General features: G+C 69.4%; 14 protein-coding genes. 4 read left to right on the plus strand and 10 right to left on the minus strand.

Annotated elements, in window-relative coordinates; translation table 11 throughout:
• Positions 1 to 2 precede the first annotated feature (2 nt).
• Complete coding sequence (gene bluB / locus ASE12_RS04200) at positions 3 to 653, minus strand: 5,6-dimethylbenzimidazole synthase (protein WP_056397308.1); 651 nt, start codon at positions 651 to 653, stop codon at positions 3 to 5.
• 126 nt (positions 654 to 779) lie between these two features.
• Here bluB and ASE12_RS04205 point away from each other — a divergent pair, with 126 nt between their 5' ends.
• Together ASE12_RS04205 and ASE12_RS04210 are read left to right on the plus strand one after the other, a co-directional pair.
• Entirely contained in the window at positions 780 to 2,060 is a 1,281-nt protein-coding gene (locus ASE12_RS04205) for a phytase (protein WP_235508838.1), read from the plus strand.
• Between the two features lie 101 nt (positions 2,061 to 2,161).
• On the plus strand, positions 2,162 to 4,753 hold the full coding sequence (locus tag ASE12_RS04210) for a DEAD/DEAH box helicase (RefSeq protein WP_056397311.1): 2,592 nt from the start codon (positions 2,162 to 2,164) through the stop codon (positions 4,751 to 4,753).
• Positions 4,754 to 4,810: 57 nt separating this feature from the next.
• Here the strand turns inward: ASE12_RS04210 and ASE12_RS04215 are convergent, their stop codons facing one another.
• The 7 genes from ASE12_RS04215 to ASE12_RS04245 all read right to left on the minus strand — a co-directional run bounded on the left by ASE12_RS04215 (position 4,811) and on the right by ASE12_RS04245 (position 11,677).
• On the minus strand, positions 4,811 to 6,757 hold the full coding sequence (locus ASE12_RS04215) for an Ig-like domain-containing protein (protein ID WP_056397314.1): 1,947 nt from the start codon (positions 6,755 to 6,757) through the stop codon (positions 4,811 to 4,813).
• A 98-nt stretch (positions 6,758 to 6,855) separates the two neighbouring features.
• Entirely contained in the window at positions 6,856 to 7,188 is a 333-nt protein-coding gene (locus tag ASE12_RS04220; RefSeq protein WP_056397318.1) for a WYL domain-containing protein, read from the minus strand.
• A 5-nt stretch (positions 7,189 to 7,193) separates the two neighbouring features.
• Positions 7,194 to 8,450: a histidine-type phosphatase gene (locus ASE12_RS04225; RefSeq protein ID WP_056397321.1), complete on the minus strand. Its 1,257-nt coding sequence runs from the start codon at positions 8,448 to 8,450 to the stop codon at positions 7,194 to 7,196.
• A 50-nt stretch (positions 8,451 to 8,500) separates the two neighbouring features.
• Positions 8,501 to 8,692 carry a hypothetical protein gene (locus tag ASE12_RS04230; RefSeq protein WP_056397324.1) on the minus strand — a complete coding sequence of 64 codons (192 nt, stop codon included), beginning with the start codon at positions 8,690 to 8,692 and terminating at the stop codon, positions 8,501 to 8,503.
• An 86-nt stretch (positions 8,693 to 8,778) separates the two neighbouring features.
• Positions 8,779 to 9,048: a hypothetical protein gene (locus tag ASE12_RS04235; protein ID WP_056397327.1), complete on the minus strand. Its 270-nt coding sequence runs from the start codon at positions 9,046 to 9,048 to the stop codon at positions 8,779 to 8,781.
• An 83-nt stretch (positions 9,049 to 9,131) separates the two neighbouring features.
• The gene (locus ASE12_RS04240) at positions 9,132 to 10,658 is read right to left on the minus strand and encodes a serine/threonine-protein kinase (RefSeq protein ID WP_056397330.1); all 1,527 of its coding nucleotides are present in this window, start codon (positions 10,656 to 10,658) and stop codon (positions 9,132 to 9,134) included.
• 71 nt (positions 10,659 to 10,729) lie between these two features.
• Positions 10,730 to 11,677 (minus strand): FHA domain-containing protein, encoded by a 948-nt coding sequence (locus ASE12_RS04245; protein ID WP_056397333.1) that lies wholly within the window; start codon positions 11,675 to 11,677, stop codon positions 10,730 to 10,732.
• A 70-nt stretch (positions 11,678 to 11,747) separates the two neighbouring features.
• On the opposite strand from ASE12_RS04245, the gene ASE12_RS04250 reads away from it, so the two are divergent.
• Entirely contained in the window at positions 11,748 to 12,491 is a 744-nt protein-coding gene (locus tag ASE12_RS04250) for a hypothetical protein (protein WP_056397336.1), read from the plus strand.
• Here ASE12_RS04250 and ASE12_RS04255 read toward each other — a convergent pair.
• Together ASE12_RS04255 and ASE12_RS04260 are read right to left on the minus strand one after the other, a co-directional pair.
• Positions 12,488 to 13,144, minus strand: a complete 657-nt coding sequence (locus ASE12_RS04255) for a protein NO VEIN domain-containing protein (RefSeq protein ID WP_056397338.1) — start codon at positions 13,142 to 13,144, stop codon at positions 12,488 to 12,490. The two genes, ASE12_RS04250 and ASE12_RS04255, sit on opposite strands and share 4 nt — an antisense overlap.
• 158 nt (positions 13,145 to 13,302) lie before the next feature.
• Positions 13,303 to 13,668, minus strand: a complete 366-nt coding sequence (locus tag ASE12_RS04260; RefSeq protein ID WP_056397341.1) for a hypothetical protein — start codon at positions 13,666 to 13,668, stop codon at positions 13,303 to 13,305.
• Between the two features lie 63 nt (positions 13,669 to 13,731).
• Here ASE12_RS04260 and ASE12_RS04265 point away from each other — a divergent pair, with 63 nt between their 5' ends.
• Positions 13,732 to 14,361 carry a hypothetical protein gene (locus ASE12_RS04265; RefSeq protein WP_056397344.1) on the plus strand — a complete coding sequence of 210 codons (630 nt, stop codon included), beginning with the start codon at positions 13,732 to 13,734 and terminating at the stop codon, positions 14,359 to 14,361.
• Positions 14,362 to 14,392: the final 31 nt, after the last annotated feature.

The following is a 14,392-nucleotide window of genomic DNA, read 5'->3' on the forward strand; positions in this document are numbered from 1 at the left end:
AGTCAGCCGGGCCAGACGTCGGCGGCCAGCAGCTCGCTCAACGGCCGCACGGACGTCCAGCTCTCCTGCTCCAGCATCGGCCGCGGATAGAACTCGGTGACCGGGCCGAGGCACAGGATCGCGACCGGCTCCGCCCCGGCCGGCGCACCGATCAGCTCGGCCACGTCGGCCGGTACGAACAGCGACACCCACCCCATGCCGAGACCTTCGGCACGGGCGGCGAGCCACAGGTTCTGGATCGCGCACGACACCGAAGCCAGGTCCATGTGCGGCATCGTGCGCCGGCCGAAGACGTGTCGCTCGCGGTCGTCGGCCAGAGCGACGACCAGCACCTCGGCGCAGTCGAGGATGCCTTGCACCTTGAGGCGCATGAACTCGTCCGCGCGCTCCCCCATCGCCTCGGCGGTGTGCCGGCGCTCGACCTCGACGTGGTCGTGGAGCGCCTGACGCAACGCAGGATCGGTGACACGGACGATGCGCCACGGCTGCATCAGTCCGACGCTCGGGGCCTGGTGCGCGGCGCCGAGCAGGCGGGCGAGGACGCCCTCGTCGACCACGCCTCCGGCGAAGTGCCGCATGTCGCGCCGCTCGGCGATGACGCGATAGACCGCCTCGCGGTCCTCCTTGGCGTACGCGTGATCTGGGGTCGGCACTCCCCCACGATGTCAGAGGCCTCCGAAGGGTCGTACGCATGGATCCGACCATCGGTGGGTCTCTGTTTCCCGGGCGCACACCTAGGGGACACCTCATGGTCGGCATCGCTGGTTAGCGTCTCGCGCGTGACCTCACCTGTACGCGCCGTCGCGGCGCTCACGCTCGTCCTCGTCCCCTCCCTCGTCGCCACACCGGCGTTCGCACACCCGCGGCCCACCGATCACCTCATCAACGTCACCGCCGCGGCCGAGACCCCCGGCGTGTACGACGACGACACGGGCAACAACGGCGATGCCGACGACCCCGCGATCTGGGTCAACCATCACGACAAGGCCCGCAGCATCGTGATCGGCACCGCCAAGAACGCCGGCCTCAACGTGTACGACCTCAAGGGCAAGCTGCTGCAGAGCATCCAGGCACCCGCAGCGCCCGGGCCCGACGACGAGGCGGGCCGGTTCAACAACGTCGACATCGTGCACGACTTTCGGCTCGGCGGACGGAAGGTCGACCTCGCGGTGACGAGCGACCGCGGCCGCGACCAGATCCGTTCGTACCTCATCGACCAGCGCACCGGCCATCTCACCGACGTCACAGCCTCGACCGTGCCCCTGGCCTTCTCCGCCGATCAGGCCGAGGTCAACGAGCAGTCCACGGTCTATGGCCTGACCACGTTCACGCAGCGCGGCACCGCGTACGTCGTCGGCACACGTCGGCACGCCACGGACGTCGGCCTCTTCAAGCTCTCCGCGGTCGGCCGCAAGGTCACGTACACCAAGGTCGACACGCTCGACTTCCCATCGACGTTCCGGCTGCCGAACGGCAGCACCTGGTCACCGTGCGAGGAGCCCGGCGAGGGCCCGCAGCTCGAGGGCCTCGTGGTCGATGCGGCAGCCAACACGCTGTATGCCGCGCAGGAGGACGTCGGCCTGTGGCGGGTCAAGGTCGGGCACGGCCGGTTCCAGGGCAAGCCGCGCAGCGTCGAGCGTACGAAGGAGTTCGGCGTCCCGGCGACGTACGACGAGCAGAGCGAGGAGTGCGCGCCGTCGGGTGCCGATCCAGGCTTCGGCGGGCGGATCGCCGCCGACACCGAGGGGCTCACGATCTACGAGACCGGCAGGCGGAGCGGCACGCTGCTGGTGTCGAGCCAGGGCGACAACACCTTCTACTCGTACGATCGGCGGACCCTCCGGCCGCTCAAGCACTTCGCGATCGTCGACGGGCCCGCCGCCGATGGCTCGCAGGACTGCGACGGCGCCGACACGGTCAGCACTCCCCTGCCCGGCTATCCCCACGGCCTGCTCGTCGTGCAGGACGGCGACAACACGCCGGTCGAGCTCGGCAGCGACGGTGAGCCGCGGGTCAACACCAACTTCAAGCTCCTCGACGCGAAGATCCTGACGCACTGACGCCTCGCCACGCTCAAATGCCGGTCCGAGGGCATACGCCGAGGGTCCGTGGACGGGTGGCCCCATGACCGCAAGTTGGAGGGGTGAGCGACAATGGAGGGATGCCCACGTCCACGGATCTGCGCCGGCTCCTGCGCTTCCCCGTGGAGTTCGTGGCACGTGAGGATCCGGCCGATTCGCGCTTCGTGTTCCACGCCCCGGACGGTGACCACGAGGCCACGGCCAACGAGTCGATCGGCGCGCTGAGCCAGGGCATCCGTGTCATGTCGGCGGATCCGTCCGTACGTGCCTGGGCGACGCCGGCGATCCTGGCCCTGCGCATCATGGCCCGCGGCGCTCTCGGATCTCCGGACGCCACCGAGCTCAACCAGCTCCAGAGCGCGGCCTCGGCCATCGGGCCCAACGCCGGCGCCGGCCAGACGACGATCAACGCGTTCCTCAAGGCCCTCGCCGTCGACGCGCCCGCTGCCGCATCGACGCCCCAGCGTCAGCCGTACGTGTCACCGCACGCCAAGCAGCCGCGCCAGCGCGAGACCACGTTCTCGTGGACGCTCATGGTGTCGTTCCTCGAGCAGCCCACGCCGACCCAGGCCGCTGTCGTACGCCTGCGGGTGCAGCCGCGATCGGGCTCGTGGGCCGCGTTCGACGCCGGCGACATGTTCGGCGGCACCGCGTCCCACCCGCTCGCGCAGGACGCCAAGGAGCCGACCGCGGCGATGCTGCGCCGGCTCGAGCCGTGGTGGTCCCCGGCCGAACGGTTGCGCGACCCGCACACCCGGGGCGCCGCGACTGTCAGCCCCGACGAGCTGGCCCGCCTCGGCGACCGTGCGCTGGCACCCACCCTGATGGCCAACCGCATCGAGATCCGCTGGCCACCCGAGCTCGTACGCGAGCTGTCGACGTCTGCTGTCGTACGCCGTGACGAGACGCCGCGATCGGATCGTCCGTCGGCGTTCACGCAGGGTCAGCTGTTCTCGTTCGACTGGCAGGTCGCGCTCGGCGACGACGTGCTGTCGGCGGCCGAGCTCGACCAGCTCGCCCAGTCGCAGACCGGCTTGCTGCGCCTGCGCGATCGCTGGGTCTTCGTCGACAAGTCGCGCCTGCAGCGCGTGCTGGAGCGGCGCACGCGCGAGATCTCTCCGCTCGAGGCCTTGAGGGCCACCGTGACCGGCGAGCTCGAGATCGACGGCCGGATGACCGAGGTCGACACGGTCGGCTGGCTCGAGGACGTACGCAAGCGGCTCGCCGTGCAGGACCGCGACATCGCGCCGGCGGTGCAGCCGGACGGGCTCGAGGGCACGCTGCGCGACTACCAGCTGCAGGGCCTGCGGTGGATGACGCAGCTCGTCGACCTGGGGCTCGGCGGCATCCTGGCCGACGACATGGGCCTCGGCAAGACCGTCATGTTGATCGCCCTGCACCTGCAGCGCACCGCGATCTCGTCGTCCCCGACGCTCGTCGTGTGCCCCGCCTCCGTGCTCGGCAACTGGGAGCGCGAGATCAAGCGCTTCGCGCCGGGCGTCAACGTCCGCCGCTATCATGGGCCCAAGCGGCGACTCGACGGCGTGACCGACGGCTTCCTCGTCACGACGTACGCCACGATGCGCTCCGACGCGATCGAGCTGTCCGAGCACCAGCCGGGCTGGGGCCTGGTCGTCGCCGACGAGGCGCAGAACATCAAGAACCCGCACGCGCGCACCGCCCAGGCCATCCGCGGCATCCCGGCCAAGGCGCGTCTGGCGCTGACCGGCACCCCGGTCGAGAACAACCTCGGCGAGCTCTGGGCGATCCTCGACTGGACCACGCCGGGGCTCCTGGGCACCTACCAACAGTTCCGCAACACCTGGTCGCGCGCCATCGAGTCGCGCCGCGACTCCGGCAAGGCGACCGGGCTGTCGCAGCTCATCCGGCCGTTCGTGCTGCGCCGCCGCAAGTCCGATCCCGGCATCGCGCCCGAGCTGCCGCCCAAGATCGAGACCGACCACCGCATCAACCTCACGCGTGAGCAGGTCGGGCTCTACGAGGCGGTCGTCCGCAGCACGATGGCGCAGATCGAGAACGCCCAGGGCATCCAGCGCCGCGGCCTCGTGGTCAAGCTGCTGACCCAGCTCAAGCAGATCTGCAACCACCCCGCGCAGTTCCTCCGCGAGCCCGACGGCCGCATCACCGGGCGTTCTGGCAAGCTCGGCGTGTTCGACGAGCTGGTCGAGGAGATCGTCGCCGAGGACGGCGCGACGCTGGTGTTCACGCAGTACGCCCAGATGGGCCGGCTGTTGACGCGCCACCTCGAGGAGAAGAAGATCGGCCACCAGTTCCTGCACGGCGCCACGACCGTACGCGCGCGGGAGAAGATGGTGCACCGGTTCCAGGGCGGCGAGATCCCGGTGTTCGTGCTGTCGCTCAAGGCGGCCGGTGTCGGCCTCAACCTCACCAAGGCCGACCACGTCATTCACTACGACCGCTGGTGGAACCCCGCGGTCGAGGACCAGGCCACCGACCGCGCGCACCGCATCGGGCAGACCAAGAACGTCCAGGTGCACCGCCTGATCAGCGAAGGCACGATCGAGGAGTCGATCGCCGAGCTCATCCGGTCCAAGCGCTCACTCGCCGATGCCGTCGTCAACGGCGGCGAGGGTGCGCTCACCGAGCTCTCCGACGCCGCGCTGGCCGACCTCGTACGCCTGCGCAAGTAGGACTTTCGACGGGCTCAAGGAGGATCGCCCCTTGAGCCCGTCGAAAGCGGGTCCGGGTCAGGCCCGCGCATCTCCTCGGCGGCGGATCAGGGCGATCCCCGCGGCGCTCGTGGCGCCGGCGATCAGCAGCATCCACGGCGAGACCGGCGAGCCGGTGTCGGGCAGCGCCTGGTCACCGTCGTCGGAGGTGTCGCCGTCGCCTTCGTCCCCGCCACCGTCGTCACAGGCGGTCACGTGGATCGTGACGGTGGCGACGTTCGACACCAGACCTGCGCTCTCGAAGGTGTAGGTGAAGGTGTCGTCGCCGACGAAGTCGTCGTCCGGGTCATAGACGAGCGAACCGACGGGGTCGTCGGCCGCGGTGAGCGTCCCGTGCCCGGTGGGCGCGACGATCGACGGCACCGACAGTGCTGGATCCACGCCGACATCGTTGCCGAGCGTGAGGAGCTGGACGTCCTCGCACTGCGGCACGGTGAGCTCGTCGTCCACCGCGACGGGTGTGACGGTGATCGTCACGGTCGCCTCGTTGCTGTCGAGCTCGGCGCTCTCGAACGAGTAGGAGAACGTGTCGACCCCGACGAACCCGGCGTCGGGCAGGTAGGTGAAGCTGCCGTCCGAGCTCAGAGTCAGCGTCCCGTTGTCGACGTCGTCCGTCAGGTTCGGGTTCGCACCGTCACTCGGGGTGTCGTCGCCGAAGATGCCGGGCGCGTCGACGGTCAGCAACGTCTCCGCGGGGGTCTCGTACGCATCGTTGCTCGCGACCGGCCTGACCTGGATCGTCACCGTCGCGACGTCGCTGAGCGTCGTCACCGGATCGGTGAGGCGGTACGTGAACGAGTCGATGCCGACGAAGTCCGTCGTGGGGTTGTAGTCGAACGAGCCGTCCGCGTGCAGGTCGAGCGTGCCGTGTGCGACGTCGTTGACCACGGCGAGCGTGCCGGTCCCGGTGTCGTTGCCCATGACGCCCGGAGCTGCGGCGTGGAGATGGGTGTTCGCGTTGACCCAGTAGTCGTTGTCCTCGGCCACCGGCGGGTCGCCGACGATGATCGTGACCGTGGCCGTGTTGCTGTAGGGACCGAACGGCAGCGGTCGGAACCGGTAGGTGAACGTGTCGATTCCGACGAAGCCGGGATCGGGGGTGTAGGTGAATCCACCGGACGGCAGCAGGCCCGGCTGGGCCAGGGTGCCGTGGTCGACGTCGTTGGTCACCGCGAACCCGAAGTACGCGACGTCGCTGTCGTTCGACGACACGCCAGGGATGCTCACGACGAGCGGGGTGTCCGGCGCCGTGACGTAGTCGTCGTTGGTGGCGATGTAGCTGCCGTTGCCGACGACGATCGTGACGGTCGCGGTGTTGCTCTCGCCGTCATCGGTGGCATACCGGTACTCGAACGTGTCGTTGCCGGTGTAGCCGACCTCCGGCACGTACTGGAAGCCGCCGTCACCGTTGAGATCGAGCGTTCCGTGGTCGACGTTGTTCATGAGCACGATCGAGTTGGGGGTCTGGTCGCCACCGGCGGTCGGCACGTCGTTGCGGTAGACCCCGAACGGCCCTGGCCTGATGAGGCCGACATTGCTGGGGAATGCGCCGGTGTTGGTGACGACGGCGAACAGGTCGTCGTTGGCTACCGGAGCGGCCAGCAGCGCTGCGAGCTTGGCGACCATGCCCTTGGCCGGCGCGTCGGGCCGCGGGGCGGGCACATCCGTCGCCGGGTCACTCGGCTCGGCCGTCGGGCCGTCGCTCGGCGTCGGCCCGTCGGTGGGATCGTCGCTCGGCTCGGGTGACTCCGGCGTGGGCGTCGTCTCGGTGGGTTCCGGCGTGGGCGTCGTCTCGGTGGGAGTTGGTGCCGGATCGGTCGGCTGCTCCGTGGGTTCGGGCGTCTGGGCCGAGGTCGGTGTCTCGGGCGTCCCGCCACCGGTGTCGTCGTCGGCGTGAGCCGCCGCGAACGTGAGGGACAGGATGACTGCAAGGAGCAGGGCGAGTAGCCCCCGAGCTGCGCGCATGGTGTGACTTTCCTCCGGGACCCCCTCCCGGCAGCCACCCTACGGGCGAATCGCGCGAGGTGTGAGCGATTCGCCACAAGATGTCTGATCGACTGTCTTCATCCCTGCCCGACCGCCAGGTGGACCTCGGCGTAGAGGTCGTTGGCCAGGTTGAGGTCGTCGTCGACCTCGAACGTGGTGTCCAACAGCTTGATCACCCACACCCGTGACAGGTCGAACGATCGCCAGGCCGGAACGTCGAGGCCCGACGACGAGAAGCCCGACACCTGGACGGCATGGAGCGACAGCGCGCCGGTCGACGCCGTGAACACGACGTGCGGGTTGATGACTCGCGGCCCACGCGACTGGGGCCCCATGACGTACCGGATCTCCAGCTGCCTGCGGTGCTCGATCGCGTACGCGAGCCGCTCGTCGATGATCACGTCGGACACGATGATCAGCCGAGGCAGGTCTTGAGCATGTGGACGCCGTAGAAGTACGGGTCGAGGCTCGACGGCTTGCAGGAGGCGGCGAGGCGTACCGGCTGCTCGTTGTAGCGCAGCGTGACCAGCACGCCGCCGTTCGCGGGGTTGCGATAGGCCGCCCACTCGACGTTGCCCGCCATGCGGCCGGCGACGTAGCCGCGCCACGAGTTGTTGGCGTACGAGTACGGGCTGCTCGCCGACGCCTGCTTGGTGCTGCCCGGCAGGCGGGTCAGCGCGGCGAACGGCATCGTCGTCTCGCCGTGCGCCAGGCGGAACACCGCGGCGTTCTTGCCCCCGGCGAGGCGCTTGTCGAGCTCGCTGAAGAAGTCCGTGAGCACCGGTCGCGCCTGCCGGTACGAGCTGGTCTCGCCCTTGACCCCGGGGCCGTAGCGGTAGAAGTTCTGCGCGTCCTTGGCGTAGCCGAGCAGCCGTGCGTCGGCCAGCGGCACGTAGCGGCTGAACGTCACCGTGGTGTCGTCTTGCATGCCCGGCGCGAGCGCGTACATCCCGTAGATGTCGAGCGCCTTGCCCACCGGGTCGCTGAGGCTGTTGACGTACGACGACCTGTAGAGCCGGCTGAGGACGTGCTTGGCGGCCGCACGTACGTCCGACCGTCGCAGCACGCTGGCGATCGCGGCGTTGCCCGTGCGTGTCGCGCCGTCCTCGATGCGCATGTGGTCGTCGACGGTGCGCGGCTGGAAGTCGAGGCCCGGGACGCCCGCCCGCAGGCCGCTGAGCAACGACGAGGCGCTCTGCTTGGTGCGATAGACGCTGGTGGTCCGGAACACGATGTCGTCGCCGTCGGCAGCGGCCTTGGTGAGGAACGCGTGATAGCTCGCCGCCGTGCGCCGGCCGATCCCGATCCACTCCTTGCGGCCGATCGCGCTGAGGTTGCCGTAGCCGATCGTGATCTCGGCGGCCCGGAACTTCCTGAGGTCGTCGTCGAACAGCTTGCCGGGTGTCGTCAGCTTGCCCTGGCGCGCCGCCGCGTTCCACACCGCGAGGGCGCGGTTCTCGCTGTCGGCGGTCGTCTGGCTGCGCGATCCGTGCCGTCCGACGTTCTCGAGGAACACGAGCTCGTAGCCCGCCGGCGGGGCCTTGACCGACGTGGTCGCCGGGTCGCCGTACGGCGTCTGGTTGGCGTAGTAGTGCGCGTTGCTGACGATGTCAGCCTCGGCCGGCCCGATCAGGGCAGCCAGCGACACGATGACGCTGATGAGCTTGAGCATGGTCCCCCAGGGTCGGTGGCGCTGCTCAGTCTAGGCGGCGTTCGGTCCGCTCAGGCGGGCTTCGGCGGGTCGTTGTACATGTTCATGACCTTCTCCTCGACCTTGGAGACCGCCTCGCGTACCTGAGGGCTGCCGGCGTACTTCTCGTACGCCCGACGGATCTCCTCGTAGCGTTCCCGCCCCGCCTTGGCGCCCAGCACATATCCCGCCGCGAACGCTCCTGCCACCATCAGCTTGCTCATGGCCCCGGCTTACCCAACGAGGCACGCCGCAACCGGACGAGAGCGACCCCGACCGGCGGCCGGGGTCCCTCTCGCTCATACCTGGGTCAGACGCGGGTCGTGCGTCGCCCGGTCACTGCCGAGGCGATCATCACGAGCACCGCGGAGACCGCCACCGCGACGATCCATCGCACCCAGTCGATGCCGTCGCTGCCGTCGCCGCCGAAGGCGCTGTAGATCCCCCAACCGATGAGCACACCGCCGATGCCGCACAAGACGGTCAGCCAGATCGGGATGTTGTCCTTGTCACCGGGAGCGACCAGCTTGCCGAGCGCACCGATGATGATGCCCGCAATGATGACGCCGATGATCTCCATGAGGGTTCCTCTTTCGTGTTGCTGGTGTCGCGGCGGGTGCGCCGCAGGACATGGATACCCAGCGACCCACGGATGATGCGCGGTCAGAGCGCGAGCGGGTACGAGACGAACAACACGGCTGCAGCGCCGGCACCGCCGAGGTGCACCATCGCCATCAGCAGCGATCCGAATCGGAGCCTGAGCCGCGAGACGCCGCGCAGCACCAGCGCCACCGCCGCGGCCGGCATGAGCACCCACGCGACGTCCCAGCCGGAGCTGAAGAGGTCGTTGGGCCACTCCACGCCGACACCCTTCGCGAGCTGGGCGATCAGGAGGACGTACCAAGGGAACAGGATCGGCAGCGAGCCACGCAGGGCGGCACCGGCGGCGGTCCTCAGGCCCGAACGCATCGACCGGTCGACGACGCGACCCGGCTGCGGCTGGCCGACGGCCGGTCCGCCGATCGACGCGAGGAAGGCACGGCGGCGTACGAAGAGATAGAGGCCGGCGATTGCCACGGCCAACGTCCACCAGGCGGTCGCCGCGCTGTTCTGCATCGCCGGTGGGCGGTAGTCCGACGCCACCAGCTCGCTGAGCAACCAGGCCAGGCCGGGCATCAGCGCGACGATGAAGGCACTGAGCGCGAGCCCGACGACGTACGCCTTGAGCCGTGTCACCCGGGTGACGAGGGGTCCCGATGGTGTCCTTTCGACAGGCTCAAGGACCGAATTGATCCTTGAGCTTGTCGAAAGGACATCGGGCGCTGAGCTTGTCGCAAGGGCGTCCAGCTCGCCGAGGTCCACCGTGGCCAGCGCCGACAGCATCTCCGTGACGCTCTGGTAGCGGGCGGACGGGTCGATCGCCATCGCCCGCATGACCACGGCAGCGAGCGCGGCCGGCACCTGCGGCACGCGCGCACGAGGATCGGGACGAGGGTGGTTGCGGTGCGCCAACAGCTGCGCCGCCATCGTGCCCTCGAAGGGCGGTGTGCCGGTGAGGCACTCGTACAGCAGGCAGCCGACGGAGTAGATGTCGCTGCGCTCGTCGGCCTTGCCGTCGAACTGCTCCGGCGCCATGTAGTGCGGCGTGCCGGCGACCGTCGCCGTGGTGTCGGAGGCGGCACGGGCGATGCCGAAGTCCACGATCTTGACTCCCCCGCGCTGCGTCACCAGGACGTTGGCGGGCTTGATGTCGAGGTGCAGGATGTCGGCCTGGTGGCAGGCGGCGAGCCCATCGAGCACGCCACGGACCACGAGCACCGAGCGCAGGCTGGGACCGCTGGTGGCCAGCAGCTCACGCAGCGAGGTGCCCTCGACGAGCTCCATGACGAGGTGCGGCGTGACCTCGCCGTCGCCGTCGGTCATGTGCACCAGGTCGTGCACCGTCACGACGTTGGGGTGCGACACCCGCGCCAGCGTCGCGACCTCACGGGTGATGCGGCGCATCGCGCGCGGGTCGTCGGCGAGGAAGTGCGAGAACCGCTTGATCGCGACCTCGCGCTGCAGCTGGCTGTCGCGGGCGCGGAACACGACGCCGTGGTTGCCCGCGCCGATGCGACCCAGCAGCTCGAAGCGCTGCTCGACCGGGACGACGCTGGGCGGGTTCGGCGACGTGGCGAGAGGATCTGGCATCAGGGCTGATCCTCCTGCTCCGGGTCGACGAGAGATGTCCCATGACGGTACGACGTGCAGGTCCATTGTCCCTAGTGACTGGTCAGGCCCCGGAGATGCACGGTTCCCGACGTGTCGGCGACGGCCGTCAGGCGTACCCCGGCGAGTGCGATGACCGATCCGGTACGCACGTCGGTCCAGTCGTCGATGCGCTGGCCGTCGACTGTCGTGCCGTTGGTGCTGCCCAGGTCCTTGACCTGCCACTGGGTGCCGTTGCGCCGGATCGCGGCGTGGCGATAGGACACCTCGGGCTCCTCGAAACGCACCGGGCTGTCGGGCAGCCGGCCCAGCACCGTCCCGCCGAGCGGGATCGGCGTCGCCCGGCCGTCGCGCTCCAGGGTCAGGCCCGCGGCGACGTTCATGGTCGGCGCGGTGTCCTCGAGGTCGGGCACGAGTGCCGGGAAGTTCATCGTCGCCTCGGGGTCCCTGACGACGGGCTGCCTCGACACCACCGGCAGGTCGTCCGGCACGACGTCCCAGCCCACCGGCGTACGCAACGGCGCCGCAGCGGCAGGTTCGGCGCGGCCGCTCCCCCGTGCCGGCGGGATCCAGCCGGACCGCAGTCCGGGGTCGACCTCAACGACGACCACGACCTCGTCGGGCACCGCCCAGCCGGACCGCTCGGCGTGCGCGAGGTAGAGCTTCGCCCCGTCGTCGCCGAGCCGCTCCAGGTCACCGTCGGGGTCGAGCTTCTCCAGGTCCTCCGGCGCCACGCGTACGGTCAGCTCGGCGAACGCCAGACGCTCACCGCTCGGCATCACGACGTGCTGGCCGGTCAGCGCGCGTACGAACCGGCGCCGCAGCACCGCGGCAGAGCCCGTCGGATAGGACACGAGCTTGGCCGCGACCTCTCCGGCCGCTGCGCGCTTGGACTCCACGCCGAAGATGCTCTGCGCGATCCGCAAGCCCACCCAGACCACCGCAACGAAGACGACGAGGATCAACAGGTTGGAGGCCAGGCCCGACAGAGTTCCATACATGGCATCATCTTCAGGGTCGCGCGCCGCTGAGGTCGAGCCGCGGCGGAACGCATTCCACGAAGGAGCTCCGGTGCTGCACATCGCCTGGTCGGCCGGCGAGCAGTATGCGGGCGAGGCGCGGCTCGACGCCGGTTCGGCGTTCGTGCTGGCGCGACGGATGAACCTGCCGGAGCAGCAGCCCTTCGTCGCCGAGACCATCGACGGCTCCGCGTACGTCTTCGTGCGGCTCCCGTACGTCAGCGACCCCGCACTCGTCATCACCGCGACGGCCGGGCAGCCCGTCGTGCACCGTGGTCAACGCGCCAACGGCGCGGTCGTCCAGCTCACCGGCCCCAACGGCGAGTCCACGACCCCGGCGCCGGGCCAGAAGATCTCGCTGACGCACAGCGGCACGCGCATCGAGCTGCGCTACCCCGACCTCACCTTTGCCGCCGTCGTCGAGTTCGACCTGTCGGCGCAGCAGCCCGCGGGTTCGGGCACGGTGCAGCTCGGCGTCGACTCGCTGCAGCACGACGACGCCTGGCTCGTCGCGGCCATCGCCGTCGCACTGTCGCCGGAGCACGGCGTTGTCGCGCACGGCGATCTCAAGCGAGCGTTCGCACTGTGGCGTGGCGCCGAGGAGCACAGCGACGGCGCCTTCGACCGCAACGTGCTGCGCCCGGCGCTGGCGTCGCGCGGCCTCGAGATGCCTGGGCCGCGGCTCAACAAGATCGTCTACCTCGTCGAGCGCTGCCGGCGTACGTCGGAGTTCCCCAAGCGCCTGCTGGAGGACGTACGCACAAGGCTGCGCGCCGTCGGCATGGACGTCGCCTAAGCGCCGCGGAGGTCCGCCTCGTACGCCAGCGGCACGGCGAACTTTCGGATGTCGCCCGGGTGGTACTCGCGGGCGGTCGGACTGGTCAACGCATTCGTGACCACCGACAGCACCCAGTCGAGGTCGTGGCCGGCGGCCTGCAGCTCGGCCTGAGTGATCAGAACCTTGGGGATCGGCCCAGAGACGCCCTTGACCTCGATGTGGCGCACGCGCGGCCCCTTGGTCGCGGTGATGTCCCACCCGAGGCCGAGTGCGCTGACGTCCTCGACGATCCAGCCGTCGACGGCGTACTGACCACACACGAAGCTCATCGCGATGATCTCGACCGCACGGCTCTCGGTGACGCCGGAGAACCGCACCTTCAGCGCATCTTCGGCGGGCGCCTCGTCGGGGAGGTACGAGATGGGGTTGCGGCCGAGCGACTCCGGTGCGTGCTGGCCGACGAACCGGTCGTGGATCGGGTGCCCGGCGGTGAGGACGCGTCCGTACACGACGCTGCGCATCGATCGCTTCGGTGCCGGCTCGATGCTGGAGATCTCCAGCGCCTGCCGCACGATGCCGTCGTAGCTGAAGATCGCGTAGCGCTCGTCCTGCGCCTGCGGTCCCAACCGCCAGCATCCGCGGTTGGCCTCGTAGACCTGTGACTCGGTCATGCCTTCTCGATAACCGACGTGCGTGCGACCGAGATCGTCACTCATCGGGTCGACTGCGCGGAGCTCCCCCAAGCGAATGTGCAGCATCGGGTCAGGATAGGGCCCTCACGAACAACCCGTCACCCCGGCATGCCCGTCATGCCGGTGGAAATCTGCCGTTAACGCTTGCGGTCGGCGACGATCGCGGCGACGTTGAGCGCGGCCCAGCCGACGGTGACCGCGAGGACCTTGGCCTTGCGGCCCGTGGTGGTCGCCTCGTTCGTGAACAGTGCCGAGTCGGTGAGGTCGAACACGACGCGGCCCAGCATCGCCTGCTCACGCGCTTTCGTGGTCGGTGCCGCCAGTGCCAGTCCGCTGGCGACCAGGTCGCGTACGCCGAACGTACGCGCCGCGATGTCGTAGTCCGGCTGCTTCAGCGGGCTCGCGGTGATCGCGTTGCCGAGGTGGCGGGGCTTGGCGAGGGCGAACACGGAGTACGCGGCAGTGGCGACGGAGATCAGGGCGCTGTAGCTCGGCTTCTTCATGCCTCGACGCTAGGCGAGCGGAACGGGGCTTGCACGGTGAGTTCGTGTGGGAGTCTGTTCGCCATGCGGATCCCCAGGACACGCGGCTTCTATGCGGCGGTCGTCATCTTCGCGCTCACGTTCGTCCAGCTCGCCGTGGGCACGTTCGCCGGGCTCGACCAGTTCGAGGGGAAGGGATTCGGCTATCGACTGCTCGCCTATCCCCTGCTGATGCTGATCGTCCCGGCCATGTGGATCTGGCGCAGGAACCGGTCCTTGAGCCTGTCGAAAGGACGCCGAGGTGACGACCTCCCCTGGGGTGCGTTCGCCCTGATCATGGCGCCGTTCCTGGTGGACGTCTCCGGCAACACCGTCGACCTGTACGACTCGGTGGACTGGTGGGACAACGCCAATCATTTCTTCAACTGGATGCTGCTCCTCTGGGGCTGCGGCCTGCTGCTGCGCCTCGTCTGGACCGGGCCGACGTGGGGACTCATCCTCACGATCACCGGCCTCGGCGCGATCCTGGCTGTGGGCTGGGAGCTCGGCGAGTGGTACACCTTCATCCGGCGCGGCACCGAGCTCGACGGGGCGTACGAGGACACGCTCAGCGACGAGCTGCTCGGCACCCTCGGTGCGCTACTTGCCGCACTGATCGTCGGCCGCAAGCACAAGGCGGACGAGCAGGTCGAGGACATCGCCTCCGTCGTCTGACCGCGACACACGTCAGGGCATGCCGAATGGG

This window comes from Aeromicrobium sp. Root236 (assembly GCF_001428805.1).
In the GTDB taxonomy this organism is placed as follows: Bacteria; Actinomycetota; Actinomycetes; order Propionibacteriales; family Nocardioidaceae; genus Aeromicrobium.